We start from the raw sequence: 14,819 nt of genomic DNA on the forward strand, positions 1-14,819 counted from the left end.
CCGCCCTGAAGGAGCTGTTAATGACCTGGCAACCCCACATCACCGTCGCCACGATCGTCGAGCACGACGGCAAGTTTCTGTTCGTCGAAGAATTCAAGGCCGGCCAGCATGTCTTCAATCAGCCGGCCGGACACCTCGAAGCGAACGAAACCCTGGCCCAGGCCGCCCTGCGCGAAACCCTGGAAGAAACCGCCTGGGAAGTCGAACTGACCGGCGTGGTCGGCATCTACCTCTATACAGCCCCCAGCAACGGCGTGACCTACCAGCGCATCTGCTTCGCCGCCCGCCCGCTGCGCCATCACCCGGACCTGGCCCTGGATAGCGACATCGTGCGCGCCGTCTGGCTGACCCGCGACGAACTGCTGGCCGAGCCCACGCGCTGGCGCAGCGAGCTGGTGCCACGTTGCCTGGACGATTACCTGGCAGGTCCGCTGCACAGCCTCACACTGCTACGCGACTGACGCCACGCTGCGGGTTTGCTAGAATCCGCGCTTTTCCCCCTGATACACACCGGTAACCATGACCAGCCCAGCACTCAAAGACCCCGCCAAGACCCGCGTCATCGTCGGCATGTCCGGCGGCGTGGACTCTTCCGTCTCCGCCCTTCTGCTCATGGAGCAGGGCTACCAGGTGGAAGGGCTGTTCATGAAGAACTGGGAAGAGGACGACGGCACCGAATACTGCACCGCCCGCGAAGACCTGGCCGACGCTCAGGCCGTGTGCGACCGTATCGGCATCAAGCTGCACACCGCCAACTTCGCCGCAGAATACTGGGATAACGTGTTCGAGCATTTCCTCGAAGAGTACAAAGCCGGCCGCACGCCCAACCCGGACATCCTCTGCAACCGCGAAATCAAGTTCAAGGCGTTCCTCGACTACGCCATGTCGCTGGGCGCCGACCTGATCGCCACTGGCCATTACGTACGCCGCCGCGACACCGGCGCACTCACCGAACTGCTCAAGGGCCTGGACCCGAACAAGGACCAGAGCTACTTCCTGCACGCCGTTGGCGGCAAGGAAATCGCCCGTACCCTGTTCCCGGTAGGTGAGCTGGAAAAACCCGAGGTCCGCGCCATCGCCGAAAAACACGGCCTGGCCACCGCCAAGAAGAAAGACTCCACCGGGATTTGCTTCATCGGCGAGCGCCGCTTCAGTGACTTCCTCAAGCAGTACCTGCCCGCCCAGCCTGGCAACATCGAAACCACCGACGGAGAGGTAATCGGCCGCCACCATGGCCTGATGTACCACACCATCGGTCAGCGCCAGGGCCTGGGCATCGGCGGCCTCAAGGACGCCAGCGATGAGCCGTGGTACGTGCTGCACAAAGACCTGACCCGCAACGTGCTGGTGGTCGGCCAGGGTAACGAGCACCCGTGGCTGTTCTCCCGCGCCCTGCTGGCCTCGGAGATTTTCTGGGTCAACCCGATTGACCTGTCCAGCCCGCGCCGACTCACGGCCAAGGTGCGCTACCGCCAAGGCGACCAGCACTGCACCCTGGAGCAAACCGACAGCGGCTACCGCGCGGTGTTCGACGAGCCGCAGCGCGCGGTCACGCCCGGCCAGTCCGTGGTGTTCTACGACGGCGAAGTGTGCCTGGGCGGCGGTGTAATCGAAGTCGCCGAGCCGTGGAGCCCGCGCCCATGAATACCGTGCAGGAGCAACTGATCGCCCTGGGCGGCGTGTTCCAGGCTGCCGTGCTGGTGGACCGTATCGCCCGCACCGGCCAGGCCAGCGAGGCCAACATTGGCTGCATGCTCGGCAGCCTGCTGGTGCGCGACCCCAAGGATACCCTCGAGGTATTCGGCGGCGACGACCTCAACCTGCGCGACGGCTACCGCGCGCTGGTCGGCGCCTTAGAGCGCGACCCCAGCAGCCTGCAACGCGAGCCGCTGCGCTACGCGCTGTCGATGCTGGGCCTGGAGCGCCAGCTGAACAAGCGCGGCGACCTGCTCGACACCATCGGCAACCGCCTGCCGCAGATCCAGTCCCAGGCCGAGCACTTCGGCCTGGTTCACGATAATGTCATCGCTTCCAGTGGAGCCTTGTACCAGGACACCCTGAGCACCCTGCGCCAGCGTATCCAGGTGCACGGCGACATGCGCTTCCTGCAACAGGCCAGCAACGCCTCGAAAATCCGCGCCCTGCTGCTCGCCGGTATTCGCGCCGCGCGCCTCTGGCGGCAACTGGGCGGACACCGCTGGCAGTTGGTGTTCAACCGACGCAAGCTGCTCAAAGAACTGTACGGCATGATGCGCACAGCTGATTGACGCAAAACCTGTAGGAGCGGCCTTGTGCCGCGAAAGGCGCGCGAAGCGGTCCCGACCATAGATGCCGCGACCAAGATCCTGGGCCCTTTCGCCACGCGAGACCGCTCCTGCACGGGCTGACCTTTGGTCAGCCACCCGACTCCGGCGCATTTTTCATGTATGATATGCGCCCTTCCAAAAGCCTGACTGTCCGAGAACACCCCATGCAGCTTTCTTCGCTCACTGCGGTTTCCCCTGTAGACGGCCGTTACGCCGGCAAAACCCAGGCCCTGCGCCCCATTTTCAGCGAATTCGGTCTGATCCGTTTCCGCGCCCTGGTCGAAGTACGCTGGCTGCAGCGCCTGGCCGCCCACCCGCAAATCGGCGAAGTGCCGGCCTTCAGCGCCGAAGCCAACGCCGTGCTGGACAGCCTGGCCACTGACTTCAAGCTCGAGCACGCCGAACGCGTCAAAGAGATCGAGCGCACCACCAACCACGACGTCAAGGCCATCGAGTACCTGCTCAAGGAGCAGGCTGCGCAACTGCCTGAGCTGGCCAAGGTCAGCGAGTTCATCCACTTCGCCTGCACCAGCGAGGACATCAACAACCTGTCCCACGCCCTGATGCTGCGCGCTGGCCGTGACGACGTGCTGCTGCCGCTGATGCGCCAGATCGCCGAGTCCATCCGCGCCCTGGCTCACCAGCATGCCGACGTGCCAATGCTGTCGCGCACCCACGGCCAACCGGCTTCGCCGACCACCCTGGGTAAAGAGCTGGCCAACGTGGTCTATCGCCTGGAGCGCCAGATCGCCCAAGTGGCCGCCGTGCCGCTGCTGGGCAAGATCAACGGTGCCGTCGGTAACTACAACGCCCACCTGTCGGCCTACTCGCAGATCGACTGGGAAGCCAACGCACGTGCCTTCATCGAGGACGAGCTGGGCCTGCAATTCAACCCGTACACCACCCAGATCGAGCCGCACGACTACATCGCCGAGCTGTTCGATGCGATCGCCCGCTTCAACACCATCCTCATCGACTTCGACCGCGATGTCTGGGGCTACATCTCGCTGGGCTACTTCAAACAGAAGACCGTTGCCGGCGAAATCGGCTCCTCGACCATGCCGCACAAGGTCAACCCGATCGACTTCGAGAACTCCGAAGGCAACTTAGGCATCGCCAACGCACTGTTCCAGCACCTTGCCAGCAAGCTGCCAATCTCCCGCTGGCAGCGTGACCTGACCGACTCCACCGTGCTGCGTAACCTGGGCGTGGGCTTCGCTCACAGCGTCATTGCCTACGAAGCCAGCCTCAAGGGCATCGGCAAGCTGGAAGTCAACGCCGCCCGTATCGCCGCCGACCTGGACGCTTGCTGGGAAGTCCTCGCAGAGCCGATCCAGACGGTAATGCGCCGCTTCAACATCGAGAACCCCTACGAGAAGCTCAAGGAGCTGACCCGTGGCAAGGGCATCACCCCTGAAGCGCTGCTGACCTTCATCGACGGCCTGGACATGCCGGCCGAGGCCAAGGCAGAACTCAAGCAATTGACGCCTGCGACCTACATCGGCAACGCAGTGGCTCAGGCCAAACGCATCTAAGCGACCCGTCGCGTACAACGCCCGGCCTCGCCGGGCGTTTTTATTCCCGTACGAAAACTAAGTTTTTTCAATAGGTTGAACATGAATTCTGATACTCCACTGCAACTGCTGGGCGGCCTGACGGCCCGTGAATTCCTGCGCGACTACTGGCAGAAAAAGCCGCTGCTGGTACGCCAAGCGTTCCCCGACTTCGTCAGCCCCATCGATGCCGACGAGCTGGCAGGCCTGGCGCTGGAGGAAGAGGTCGAATCGCGCCTGGTGCTCGAACACGGCGAGCGTCCGTGGGAACTGCGTCGCGGTCCGTTCGCCGAAGATGCCTTTGCCGACCTGCCCGAACGTGACTGGACCCTGCTGGTCCAGGCGGTGGATCAGTTCGTCCCGGAAGTGGCCGAACTGCTCGAAGAGTTCCGCTTCCTGCCCAGCTGGCGTATCGACGACGTGATGATCAGCTACGCCGCCCCCGGTGGCAGCGTCGGCCCGCACTTCGACAACTACGACGTGTTCCTGCTGCAAGGCGACGGCACGCGTACCTGGAAAGTCGGTCAGATGTGCGACAGCGACAGCGCCCTGATCGACCACGCCGACCTGCGCATCCTGGCCGACTTCCAACAGAGCGAAGAGTGGACCTTGGAGCCAGGCGACATGCTCTACCTGCCACCGCGCCTGGCCCACTACGGTATCGCCGAAGACGAGTGCCTGACCTATTCGGTCGGCTTCCGCGCTCCGAGTGCTGCCGAGGTACTGACCCACTTCACCGACTTCCTCAGCCAGTTCCTGCCCGACGAAGAGCGCTACAGCGACGCCGACGCCACGCCTGCGGCCGATCCGCACCAGATCCAGCACGATGCCCTGGACCGCCTCAAGGCGCTGATCGACAAGCACATGAACGACAAGGACCTGCTGCTGACCTGGTTCGGCCAGTTCATGACTGAGCCGCGCTACCCTGAGCTGGTAACCGGCGAAGCCCTGAGCGAAGAAGAGCTGCGCGACAGCCTTGAGCAAGGCGCCATCCTGATCCGCAATCCAAGCGCGCGCATGGCTTGGTCGGAGGTCGAAGATGACCTGTTGTTGTTCGCCAGCGGCCAGAGCCGCCTGCTGTCGGGTCACCTGCGCCCGCTGCTGAAGCTGATCTGCGCCGCTGACGCCCTGCACATCGAAAACCTGAGCAAGTGGATAGCCGATGAAGAAGGTCTGACGCTGATCTGCCAGCTCATCAAGCAAGGAAGCCTGGGGTTTGCCAATGACGAATAAGATCAGCGTTCGCCTGGCGGACTGGCACAAGGACAACGCCGACATCCACCGTATCCGCAGCGCTGTGTTCGTTGCCGAGCAGCACGTGCCGCCGGAGCTTGAGTTCGACGCCGAAGACCCCACCGCCGTGCACTTCCTGGCAATGGAAGGCGACTATCCCATCGGCACCGCGCGCCTGCTGCCCGACGGTACTATTGGCCGGGTGTCGGTCCTCAAGGACTGGCGCGGCCTGCACGTGGGCGATGCGCTGATGCGCGCGGCCATCAGCGAGGCGCAACATCGCGACCTCAAGCAGCAGATGCTCAGCGCCCAAGTCCATGCCACGCCGTTCTACGAGCGCCTGGGTTTCCGGGTGGTCAGCGAGGAGTTCCTCGAAGCTGGCATCCCGCATGTCGACATGGTGCGCGATTCCCGCGAGGTCATCTGACCGGCTGAATCCGCCGCTCCCCCGCCCGAGACGCGAGGGAGCGGCAGCTGCCCCCCCAGCACGCTAGTGTTTCCCCAGCCCGAGCGGCCCCTGTCAGAAACGCTGACAAAAAAACCTGTACATACATACAGATAAAGCTTGCCTGCACGTCTTCGGTTGCGCATCCTAGTGCGCACCTCAAAGAATGAATCCTCTTCGCGCCATGCGCCTTTTTCTCTGCGAAAAGCCTTCCCAGGCCAAAGACATCGCCAAGGTACTCGGCGCCAACCGCCGAGGTGACGGCTGCTGGCAAGGCCCGGACCTCTGCGTTACCTGGTGCATCGGCCACCTGCTCGAAACCGCCCCGCCCGATAGCTATGACGAGCGCTACAAGCGCTGGACCCTCGAAGACCTGCCGATCATCCCCGATAAATGGAAGATGACCGTCAAGCCCAAGACCGCCAGCCAATACAAGGCGGTCAAGCGTCTGCTGGGTGAGGCGCGAGAACTGGTGATCGCCACCGACGCCGACCGCGAAGGCGAGATGATCGCCCGCGAACTGGTTGAACATTGTCGCTACCGCGGCCCGATCCAGCGCCTGTGGCTCTCGGCCCTGGACGACGCCTCGATCCGCAAGGCCCTTGCCCGCCTGCTACCCGGGCAGGAAACCTTCAACCTTTATCACTCGGCACTGGGCCGCTCGCGCGCCGACTGGCTGATCGGCATGAACATGAGCCGGTTGTTCACCCTGCTGGGCCGCCAATCCGGCTATCAGGGCGTGCTGCCGGTAGGCCGGGTACAAACCCCCACGCTGCGCCTGGTGGTCGACCGCGACCGCAGCATCGCCGACTTCGTGCCGGTGCCGTTCTGGGCCATCGAGGTCCAGTTGCACAGCGCGGGGCACATGTTCTGTGCCCAATGGCACGCACCACAAGACACCTGCGATGACCAAGGCCGCTGCCTGAACCAGGCCCAAGCCCAACAGGCCGCCCAAGACATGCAGAGGGCGGGCAGCGCGCAGGTGAGCCAGGTGGCCACTGAACGTGTACGCGAGGCTGCGCCACTGCCTTTCGACCTTGGCACGCTACAAGAGGTGTGTTCGAAGAAGCTCGGCCTGGGCGCCCAGGAAACCCTCGATATCGCCCAGGCGCTGTACGAGACTCACAAGCTCATCACCTACCCGCGCAGCGACAGCGGCTACCTGCCCTTGAGCCAGCACGGCGAGGCGCCCGGTATTCTCAACGCCTTGCAGCGAGCCGACGCCAGCCTTGCGCCGTTGCAACCTTACCTGCAACCCGAGCGCCGCTCGCGGGCCTGGAACGATCAGAAAGTCAGTGCCCACCACGGCATCATCCCCACCGCCGCCGCCAGCGACCCAGCACGCCTGCCGCCTAAGTACAAGGCGGTGTATACCCTGATCCGCGCGCGCTACCTGGCGCAGTTTCTGCCCAACCACGAGTACGACCGCACCCAGGCCGACTTCGATTGCGCCGGGCATGCCCTGCGCGCGGTAGGCAAGCAGATCGTCGAGCCCGGCTGGCGTCGCGCCCTGCCCGAGGCGCTGACACCGGCCAAAGGCCGCGAAGCCCCCGCGCCTCAGGTCCTGCCTGAGCTACGCCAGGGGCAAGACTGCGCGGTGCACGGATTGCAACTCAAGGACCTGTGGACCCAGCCACCCAAGCCGTTTACCGAAGGTGACCTGATCAAGGCCATGAAAAACGTCGCCAAACTGGTCGACGACCCGCGACTCAAGCAGAAGCTCAAGGAAACCACCGGCATCGGCACCGAAGCCACCCGCGCCAGCATCATTCAAGGCCTGCTCGACCGGGGTTACCTGGTCAAGCAGGGCAAGGCCCTGAGCGCGACCCCAGCGGCTTTCGGCCTGATCGACGCGGTGCCTCGGGCCATCGCCGATCCGGGCACTACCGCGATCTGGGAGCAGGCACTGGACATGGTGCAAAGCGGCGACATGAGTCTTGATGAATTCGTCACCCGGCAATCGGCGTGGATGGGCAAGCTGGTGCAACGCTGCGCCGGCATGCGCCTGACCATCACCGGGCAGGTGTTGGGCAAGGCCGCCGCGCCATGGAAGAAAAAGCGCAAAGCCGCCGCCAAAGGCAAGCCAACGGGCAAACCGAAACAACCCAGGCGCAAGGCCGCCAGTTGAGCTGAATGCTGCGCCAGATCAAATCGTGATAGGCCGCAAACCGACCGCGACTGGCGCAATGAAATTCTTCTGCTAATTTTTCATGAAAATAGGCAGAGCGAATTTCACGAGGCTTCGACATGTCCAAGCAGTATGCCCAACACGTCGCCAGCTACGGCGTCCAGGCGTTACCGGCCGGCCGCAACTTGCTAGCCGCACCCTGGGAGGCGGCGGCCAAGGCCTGGTGCAGGATTCGCGAGCATGTCTGATCCGAGCAAGGACGCACAACTGCTGGCCCGGCTGGTACGCGATCTGCGCAAGCATCGCGGCCTGACCCTGGACGAGCTGGCCGGACGGGTCAACCGCTCGCTGGGTTTTCTGTCGCAGGTCGAGCGCGGCCTGTCGCGCCCCACCGTGGCCGATCTCACCGCCATCAGCGAAGCGCTGCACGTTCCCACCACCTATTTCTATCAGGCGACTACGCCCCACGCCCTCGACTGGGTCACCCGCCCCGGCGAACGACGCACCCTGTACTACGCCGCCGGCGTGACCGACGTACTGGTCTCGCCCACCCTCAATGGCCGCTTCGCCATGCTCGAAAGCCACCTGGCGCCCGGCGCCAGCAGCGGCGAAGGGCATTTGGACGACAGCTCCGAACAGGGTGGTTTCGTACTGGAAGGCGAGTTGACCCTGTGGCGCGAAGGCCATGAGGGCGCCGTCACCCTGCGCGCCAATGACAGTTTCCAGCTACCGCCGCACAGCCAGTTCCGCTATGCCAACCTGACCGACCAGGCGACCCGGGTTCTCTGGGTCTTCCGCTAAGAGCATTGCAATGACACAGACAACGAACGCCACCTTGCTCGACGAAGTCCGCGCCTTTCGCTTGCAGCATCCCGCTGTGCGCTATGTCGACCTGATCAGCCTGGATATCCCCGGGCATTTCTACGGTAAGCGCTACCCCATCGACATGCTCGAGAAAGTCGCCGCTGGCAGCCCCCTGAAACTGCCGCAGAACTGCGTGCTGCTGGGCACCCAGGGCGGGTTGTTTCCGATTGGCGACTACTGCTTCGGCGACGGCGACCCGGACGCCCCACGGCGTCTGGTGCCCGGCACCCTGAAACCGGTGACCTGGGAGCGCGAGCCGCTGGGGCAGATGCTGATCAGCTCCGACGGCACTGCCGCCCCCATTGAGTTCGAGCCCCGCGAGGTCCTGGCCCGGGTACTGCAACGCCTGGAACAACGCGGCATCCGCCCGGTGGTAGCCTTCGAACTGGAGTTCTACCTGTTCGACCGCGCCCTGAAAGACGGCCTGCCGCAGTTCCCCCGCGATCCGTTCAGCCACGACCCGGATGATCAGCCGAACATGCACATCGAGCGCCTGTCGCGCTTCTCGGACGTGCTGCACGACATGGTCACCAGCGCCAACGCCCAGGGGGTGGATGCCAACGTGATCACCGCCGAGCTGGGGCCAGGGCAGTTCGAGATCAACTTCAACCATTGCGACGACGGCCTGCGCGCCGCCGACTGGGCGGCGATGTTCTGCCGCAGCACCCGTGGTGTCGCGCTCAAGCACGGCCTGCGCGCTTCGTTCATGAGCAAACCTTACCTGGACGCCCCCGGCAGCGGCATGCATGTGCACGTCAGCCTGTTCGATGCGCTCGGCAACAACCTGCTGGCCGCCGACCAACAGCGCCCCTTGCGTCACGCCGTGGCCGGCTGCCTGGCACTGCTACCGCACTGCATGCCGATCTTCGCGCCCAACCACAACGCATTTCGCCGCTACGGCGCCATGGTCAACGCCGCCAGCCGCGCCAGCTGGGGTTTCGAGGACCGCGATGCGTGCATCCGCATCCCCGAGTCCGATGCACGCAACCTGCGCATCGAGCACCGCCTGGCCGGCGCCGACGCCAACCCCTATCTGGTGCTGGCGGCGATTCTGTGCGGCATGGAGCACGGCCTCGACGCGGCGCAGGAACCCATCGCGCCGCTCAACCAGGACCGCACCAGCGGCATCGACTTTCCCAAGGACATGCCCGGCGCCGTGGCGGCCATGCGCGGTCATCCGGCAGTCAGCCAGGGGTTGGGCAAGGAGTTCGTGATGGTGTACTGCGAAAACAAGCGCCAGGACCACCTGGCGTTCCTGCATGAAGTCAGTGCACGGGAGTATCGCTGGTTCCTCTAGCCGCAGCGCCGGCCGCTTCTCAGCGCCACCCGCCAGGCACCGGCACTGGCAACCCGCACGCGCCAGGATTACCATGTCTGCCTTCGCGCGCGGCCATTGCCGCCCCCTGCCGTCCTGCCTGCCTGAACCCCATGCCTTTCGAACTCACCGTAGAACCTCTCACCCTGCTGATCCTCGCCTTGGTCGCCTTCGTCGCCGGTTTCATCGATGCCATCGCCGGCGGTGGCGGGCTGTTGACCACCCCCGCCCTGCTCACCGCCGGCATGCCGCCGCATCTGGTACTGGGGACCAACAAGCTCAGTTCCACCTTCGGCTCAGCCACCGCTGGCTTCACCTACTACCGGCGCAAGCTGTTCGATCCAGCGCAGTGGCGCCCGGCGCTGTTCGCCACGCTGGTGGGGGCGCTGCTGGGTGCGGTGATCGCCCACTACATGCCGGCCGAGTGGCTGAACAAGATGCTGCCGGTCATTGTCTTCGCCTGTGGCATCTACTTGCTGTTCGGCGGCACGCCCAAGGCGCCGCTGGACGCCGATGCTCCGATCAAGAAGAAATGGCAGGCGCCGCAAGGCTTCACCCTGGGCTTCTACGACGGCGTCGCCGGCCCAGGCACCGGCGCGTTCTGGACCGTCAGCACACTGCTGCTCTATCCCATCGACCTGGTACGCGCCAGCGGCGTGGCGCGCAGCATGAACTTCGTCAGCAACATCGCGGCGCTGACGGTGTTCATCATTTCCGGGCAGGTCGACTACATCGTTGGCCTGTGCATGGGCCTGTCGGTGATGGTCGGTGCGTTCTTCGGCGCACGCACGGCGATCAGCGGCGGCAGCAAGTTCATCCGCCCGGTGTTCATCACCGTGGTGCTGGCCCTGACCGTACGCCTAGCGTGGCAGCACTGGTTCGGGCAGGCCTAAGCGCCGCGCCACATACAGGTCGATCAGGTAACGGGCGATGGAGCGCCCGGCCGGCAGCGGCGGCAGGTCGTGCACGTTGAACCATTGCGCGTCCTCGATCTCGTCCGGCTGCATCACGATGTCACCGCCAGCGTATTCGGCATGGAAGCCCAGCATCATCGAGTGCGGGAATGGCCAGCACTGGCTGCCAACGTACTGGATGTTCTTCACCTGCACCGCCACCTCTTCGCGCACCTCGCGCACCAGGCAATCCTCGGCCGACTCGCCTGGCTCGGCAAAGCCCGCCAGGGTGCTGTAGACGCCAGTGACAAAACGCGGCGAGCGGGCCAGCAGCACCTCGTCGCCACGGGTGACCAGCACGATCATGCTCGGCGAAATGCGCGGGTAGCTGCGCAGGTCGCAGCGCTGGCAGTGCATGGCCCGCTCCCACTGAATCTGGCTCATCGGCTGGCCGCAACTGCCACAAAACCGGTGCTCGCGGGCCCAGGTGCCGATTTGCGCGGCGTAGCCGAGCACTTTGTAGGTATCGAAATCGCCTTCGAGCATGAAACGCCTCAGCCCTTGCCAGGCACAGCCCGGCACCTCGGCGGCGCTGCGCAGTTCGAGCAGGAACACCGCCTCACCCTCGAAGTGGCCGATACCGTGCTCGCAGAGCACGTCCAGGCCCTGGCGCTTGAGCCAATCGCGGGGGAACAACGCACCGTTGGCGTCGAACAGAAACCCCTCCGGGCTACGGGCCACGGCAAGCCCTCCGGCGATCTGCGGGTCGAGTACTGCGGTTGTCCAGCGTGCTGACATGGTGCTGCCCCTAAAGGACGCCCGCCGCAGCGGTCAGTCGGCGAACGTCGGTTGCTGTTTGCTCATGTGGGCGGCCACGGCCACCCGCAAGTCTTCGGACTGCAACATGGCGGCGTTCCAAGTGGCGATGTACTCCAGGCCATCGTCGATGCGATGGTCGCGCATGTAGCTGAGCATCTGCTTGGTGCCGGCCACGGCGACCGGTGATTTTGCGGCAATTTCGCGGGCAATGGCAAAGACCCCGTCCAGCAGCGCCGCCGAGTCATCGTAAACCCGGTTGACCAGACCGATGCGCAGCGCTTCTTCGGCCTGGACCGTACGGCCGGTGTAAGCCAGCTCGCGCAGAATGCCGTCGCCGATGATACGCGGCAAACGTTGCAGGGTGCCGACATCGGCGGCCATGCCCATGTCGATTTCCTTGATCGAGAACTGCGCGTCGCGCGCGCAGTAACGCATGTCGCAGGCTGAGACCAGGTCGATCGCACCGCCGATGCAATAGCCTTGAATCGCCGCCAGTACCGGCTTGCGGCAGTTGTCCACGGCATTGAACGAGCCTTGCAGGCGCAAGATGGTGCTGCGCAGCAGGCGAGCGTTACGGCCCACGTCCTTGCCCATCTGCCCGGCAAGCGAGGCCAGCATCATCAGGTCGATGCCGGAGGAGAAGTGTTTGCCAGCGCCGCTGATCACCACCGCCCGCACCGCGTCGGTGTCGTCGATCCAACGGAAGATATCGATGATTTCGCTCCAGAACGCGGCGTTCATCGCGTTGATCTTTTCCGGGCGGTTGATCTGAACGTGAGCAATGTTATCGGTCAGTTCCACCTTGAATGCGGTGTATTCGGTCACGGGCGACACTCCTGTGGCGAGAAGGGTTCTTCGGCTGAATGTTAGCGCACCGTCAAGGCCGTACGTCTGCCAAAAACGGGACTGCACCGGTTGCACCGCGACGCCGCTTGCGGCACCGTGCGGCACTGCTGAATCAAAAGGATACATTTTCATGCCCCGCTCCCTGACCGGCGCCCTCGCCCACAGTTTCCTGGGCCAATCCCCGGGTTGGTACAAGACCGTCATCGCCCTGTTCCTGGTGCTCAACCCGCTACTGCTGGCGACCCTCGGACCGGTGGCCACCGGCTGGGTAGTGGTGGTGCAGTTCATCTTTACCTTGGGGATGGCACTCAAGTGCTATCCGCTAATGCCCGGCGGGCTGCTGCTGGTCGAGGCGCTACTGCTGCGCATGACCACCCCCGAGACGCTGTACGAGGAGCTGCAACACAATTTTCCGGTCATCCTGCTGCTGATGTTCATGGTCGCGGGCATTCACTTCATGAAGGAGCTGCTGCTGTTCCTGTTCACCCGCATCCTGCTGGGGGTGCGCAGCAAGGCGCTGCTGGCCCTGCTGTTCTGCGTGCTGTCGGCGTTTCTGTCGGCATTTCTCGACGCCCTGACCGTGACCGCGGTGATCATCGGCGCAGCCGTGGGTTTCTATGCCATCTACCACCGGGTCGCCTCTGGCAACGACCCTCGCGCAGACTCGGCGCTCGACAGCGACCATCAGCTCGGCGCACTGCACCGCGAAGACCTCGAGCAGTTCCGAGCCTTCCTGCGCAGCTTGCTGATGCACGGCGCAGTGGGCACCGCCCTGGGCGGGGTGTGCACCCTGGTGGGCGAGCCACAGAACCTGCTGATCGGCCACGAGATGGGCTGGCACTTTGCCGAGTTTTTCTCGAAGGTCGCGCCCGTGTCGATGCCAGTGCTGGCCGCAGGCCTGGTGACCTGCGTGCTGCTGGAAAAGCTGCGCCTGTTCGGCTATGGCACACTGATGCCTGAACGCGTGCGTCAGGTCTTGAGCGCGTGCGCTGCCGAAGACGATGCCGCACGTACCGCCGCGCAGCGCCTGGCCCTGCTGGTGCAGGGGCTGGCGGCACTGATCCTGATCGTCTGCCTGGGCCTGCACCTGGCCGAGGTGGGGCTGATCGGCCTGCTGGTGATCGTGCTGATCACCGCGTTCACCGGCATCACCGATGAGCACCGCCTGGGCCGCGCCTTCCAGGACGCCATGCCGTTCACCGCGCTGTTGGTGGTGTTCTTCGCGGTGGTCGCGGTGATTCACCAACAGCAGTTGTTCAGCCCCCTGATCGCCTGGGTGCTGGCGCTGCCGGGCGATCAGCAACCGGGCATGCTGTACCTGGCCAACGGCCTGTTGTCGGCGATCAGCGACAACGTGTTCGTCGCGACCATCTACATCACCGAGGTCAAGCAGGCGTTTCTCGACGGCGCCATGAGCCGCGAGCACTTCGAGACCCTGGCGGTGGCCATCAACACCGGCACCAACCTGCCCAGCGTTGCGACACCTAATGGGCAGGCAGCGTTCCTGTTCCTGCTGACCTCGGCGATTGCCCCGCTGGTGCGCTTGTCATACGGGCGCATGGTATGGATGGCACTACCGTACACCGTGGTGATGGGTGGCCTGGGCTGGTGGGCAGTGACCCACTGGCTGTAAGCCCTCCACAGCGGCGCTCGCGGTGCAGTCAGACACCGCGGGTCAGCCCTCCGTCGACCTTGATGTTTTGCCCGGTGATGTAGGCCGCGCCTTCGCTGGCCAGGAAGGCGATGGTCGCGGCGACCTCCTCGCCAGTGCCGTAGCGCTTGAGCGGCACACTGTCGCGGCGTTGCTCGGTGGCTGGCAGGCTGTCGATCCAGCCAGGCAGCACGTTGTTGATGCGCACGTTGTCGGCAGCATACGTGTCAGCGAAGATCTTGCTGAACGCCGCCAGGCCCGAGCGAAACACCGCCGAAGTGGGGAACAGGTCGCTGGGCTCGAAGGCCCAGGCGGTGGAGATATTGATGATCACACCGCCCTTTTGCTGCTGCATGATCGGCGTCACCAGGCGCGCCGGGCGGATCACGTTGAGCAGATAGACCTCCATGCCCGTGTGCCAGTCTGCGTCGCTGATTTCCAGGATCGGCGCACGCGGCCCGTGGCCGGCACTGTTGACCAGCACATCGATCCGGCCCCACCTGGCCATGACCGCCTCCACCAGGCGCTGCAAGTCCTCCACCACCTGGTTGCTGCCGGTCACCCCGATACCGCCGAGCTCGCCGGCCAGCGCTTCGCCTTTGCCCGAAGATGACAGGATACCGACCTTGAAACCCTCCGCTGCCAGACGTCGCGCTGCCGCTGCGCCCATACCACTGCCGCCAGCGGTGATGATTGCCACTTTTTGTACTGACATGCTGCCTCCCGATAAACCGTGTAGGAATGTACCCATCCGAGAGAAGAAACT

Annotated in this window: 15 protein-coding genes; 12 read left to right on the forward strand and 3 right to left on the reverse strand. The window is 64.4% G+C overall.

Annotated features, from left to right (window positions below; genetic code table 11):
• Nucleotides 1-20: 20 nt before the first annotated feature.
• The 11 genes from ACNFIC_RS20910 to ACNFIC_RS20960 all read left to right on the forward strand — a co-directional run bounded on the left by ACNFIC_RS20910 (nucleotide 21) and on the right by ACNFIC_RS20960 (nucleotide 10,737).
• Nucleotides 21-461, forward strand: a complete 441-nt coding sequence (locus ACNFIC_RS20910) for an NUDIX hydrolase (protein ID WP_416781830.1) — start codon at nucleotides 21-23, stop codon at nucleotides 459-461.
• A 58-nt stretch (nucleotides 462-519) separates the two neighbouring features.
• Complete coding sequence (mnmA, locus tag ACNFIC_RS20915; protein ID WP_416781831.1) at nucleotides 520-1,644, forward strand: tRNA 2-thiouridine(34) synthase MnmA; 1,125 nt, start codon at nucleotides 520-522, stop codon at nucleotides 1,642-1,644.
• Nucleotides 1,641-2,267 (forward strand): high frequency lysogenization protein HflD, encoded by a 627-nt coding sequence (gene hflD / locus ACNFIC_RS20920; protein WP_138221053.1) that lies wholly within the window; start codon nucleotides 1,641-1,643, stop codon nucleotides 2,265-2,267. Before mnmA ends, hflD begins: the two co-directional genes overlap by 4 nt.
• A 203-nt stretch (nucleotides 2,268-2,470) precedes the next feature.
• Nucleotides 2,471-3,841: an adenylosuccinate lyase gene (gene purB / locus ACNFIC_RS20925; RefSeq protein WP_416781832.1), complete on the forward strand. Its 1,371-nt coding sequence runs from the start codon at nucleotides 2,471-2,473 to the stop codon at nucleotides 3,839-3,841.
• 81 nt (nucleotides 3,842-3,922) lie between these two features.
• Entirely contained in the window at nucleotides 3,923-5,092 is a 1,170-nt protein-coding gene (locus tag ACNFIC_RS20930; RefSeq protein ID WP_138221051.1) for a cupin domain-containing protein, read from the forward strand.
• Nucleotides 5,082-5,519 carry a GNAT family N-acetyltransferase gene (locus ACNFIC_RS20935; RefSeq protein ID WP_138221050.1) on the forward strand — a complete coding sequence of 146 codons (438 nt, stop codon included), beginning with the start codon at nucleotides 5,082-5,084 and terminating at the stop codon, nucleotides 5,517-5,519. Before ACNFIC_RS20930 ends, ACNFIC_RS20935 begins: the two co-directional genes overlap by 11 nt.
• A gap of 202 nt (nucleotides 5,520-5,721) precedes the next feature.
• The gene (locus ACNFIC_RS20940; RefSeq protein ID WP_138221049.1) at nucleotides 5,722-7,665 is read left to right on the forward strand and encodes a DNA topoisomerase III; all 1,944 of its coding nucleotides are present in this window, start codon (nucleotides 5,722-5,724) and stop codon (nucleotides 7,663-7,665) included.
• A 119-nt stretch (nucleotides 7,666-7,784) separates the two neighbouring features.
• The gene (locus ACNFIC_RS20945) at nucleotides 7,785-7,913 is read left to right on the forward strand and encodes a hypothetical protein (RefSeq protein WP_416781834.1); all 129 of its coding nucleotides are present in this window, start codon (nucleotides 7,785-7,787) and stop codon (nucleotides 7,911-7,913) included.
• Nucleotides 7,906-8,466 (forward strand): helix-turn-helix domain-containing protein, encoded by a 561-nt coding sequence (locus ACNFIC_RS20950; RefSeq protein ID WP_138221048.1) that lies wholly within the window; start codon nucleotides 7,906-7,908, stop codon nucleotides 8,464-8,466. The genes ACNFIC_RS20945 and ACNFIC_RS20950 overlap by 8 nt, the downstream gene beginning before the upstream one ends.
• Before the next feature lie 10 nt (nucleotides 8,467-8,476).
• Entirely contained in the window at nucleotides 8,477-9,826 is a 1,350-nt protein-coding gene (locus tag ACNFIC_RS20955; RefSeq protein WP_416781836.1) for a glutamine synthetase family protein, read from the forward strand.
• Between the two features lie 131 nt (nucleotides 9,827-9,957).
• Nucleotides 9,958-10,737, forward strand: coding sequence for a TSUP family transporter (locus ACNFIC_RS20960; RefSeq protein WP_138221046.1), 780 nt, complete (start codon nucleotides 9,958-9,960; stop codon nucleotides 10,735-10,737).
• Here the strand turns inward: ACNFIC_RS20960 and nudC are convergent.
• Both nudC and ACNFIC_RS20970 read right to left on the reverse strand, forming a co-directional pair.
• Complete coding sequence (gene nudC, locus ACNFIC_RS20965; RefSeq protein ID WP_138221045.1) at nucleotides 10,705-11,535, reverse strand: NAD(+) diphosphatase; 831 nt, start codon at nucleotides 11,533-11,535, stop codon at nucleotides 10,705-10,707. The genes ACNFIC_RS20960 and nudC overlap by 33 nt on opposite strands.
• A gap of 33 nt (nucleotides 11,536-11,568) precedes the next feature.
• A complete protein-coding gene (locus ACNFIC_RS20970) occupies nucleotides 11,569-12,381 on the reverse strand; it encodes a crotonase/enoyl-CoA hydratase family protein (RefSeq protein WP_138221044.1) in 813 nt (270 codons plus the stop codon).
• Between the two features lie 151 nt (nucleotides 12,382-12,532).
• Here ACNFIC_RS20970 and nhaB point away from each other — a divergent pair, with 151 nt between their 5' ends.
• The gene (gene nhaB / locus ACNFIC_RS20975) at nucleotides 12,533-14,035 is read left to right on the forward strand and encodes a sodium/proton antiporter NhaB (protein ID WP_416781838.1); all 1,503 of its coding nucleotides are present in this window, start codon (nucleotides 12,533-12,535) and stop codon (nucleotides 14,033-14,035) included.
• Nucleotides 14,036-14,063: 28 nt separating this feature from the next.
• On the opposite strand, the gene ACNFIC_RS20980 is transcribed toward nhaB, so the two are convergent.
• Nucleotides 14,064-14,768: an SDR family oxidoreductase gene (locus ACNFIC_RS20980; protein WP_138221042.1), complete on the reverse strand. Its 705-nt coding sequence runs from the start codon at nucleotides 14,766-14,768 to the stop codon at nucleotides 14,064-14,066.
• Nucleotides 14,769-14,819: the final 51 nt, after the last annotated feature.

It is taken from the genome of Pseudomonas sp. NY15463 (genome assembly GCF_048068415.1).
Classification (GTDB): Bacteria; Pseudomonadota; Gammaproteobacteria; order Pseudomonadales; family Pseudomonadaceae; genus Aquipseudomonas; species Aquipseudomonas mosselii_C.

Excerpts from the sequence above, each read along its gene's own strand:
- ACNFIC_RS20945 (WP_416781834.1), top strand. The coding sequence starts at position 7,785 with ATGTCCAAGCAGTATGCCCAACACGTCGCCAGCTACGGCGTCCAGGCG.
- ACNFIC_RS20960 (WP_138221046.1), top strand. The coding sequence starts at position 9,958 with ATGCCTTTCGAACTCACCGTAGAACCTCTCACCCTGCTGATCCTCGCC.
- ACNFIC_RS20980 (WP_138221042.1), bottom strand. The coding sequence starts at position 14,768 with ATGTCAGTACAAAAAGTGGCAATCATCACCGCTGGCGGCAGTGGTATG.
- nudC (WP_138221045.1), bottom strand. The coding sequence starts at position 11,535 with ATGTCAGCACGCTGGACAACCGCAGTACTCGACCCGCAGATCGCCGGA.
- hflD (WP_138221053.1), top strand. The coding sequence starts at position 1,641 with ATGAATACCGTGCAGGAGCAACTGATCGCCCTGGGCGGCGTGTTCCAG.
- ACNFIC_RS20950 (WP_138221048.1), top strand. The coding sequence starts at position 7,906 with ATGTCTGATCCGAGCAAGGACGCACAACTGCTGGCCCGGCTGGTACGC.
- ACNFIC_RS20910 (WP_416781830.1), top strand. The coding sequence starts at position 21 with ATGACCTGGCAACCCCACATCACCGTCGCCACGATCGTCGAGCACGAC.
- mnmA (WP_416781831.1), top strand. The coding sequence starts at position 520 with ATGACCAGCCCAGCACTCAAAGACCCCGCCAAGACCCGCGTCATCGTC.
- ACNFIC_RS20935 (WP_138221050.1), top strand. The coding sequence starts at position 5,082 with ATGACGAATAAGATCAGCGTTCGCCTGGCGGACTGGCACAAGGACAAC.
- ACNFIC_RS20940 (WP_138221049.1), top strand. The coding sequence starts at position 5,722 with ATGCGCCTTTTTCTCTGCGAAAAGCCTTCCCAGGCCAAAGACATCGCC.
- ACNFIC_RS20955 (WP_416781836.1), top strand. The coding sequence starts at position 8,477 with ATGACACAGACAACGAACGCCACCTTGCTCGACGAAGTCCGCGCCTTT.
- purB (WP_416781832.1), top strand. The coding sequence starts at position 2,471 with ATGCAGCTTTCTTCGCTCACTGCGGTTTCCCCTGTAGACGGCCGTTAC.
- nhaB (WP_416781838.1), top strand. The coding sequence starts at position 12,533 with ATGCCCCGCTCCCTGACCGGCGCCCTCGCCCACAGTTTCCTGGGCCAA.
- ACNFIC_RS20930 (WP_138221051.1), top strand. The coding sequence starts at position 3,923 with ATGAATTCTGATACTCCACTGCAACTGCTGGGCGGCCTGACGGCCCGT.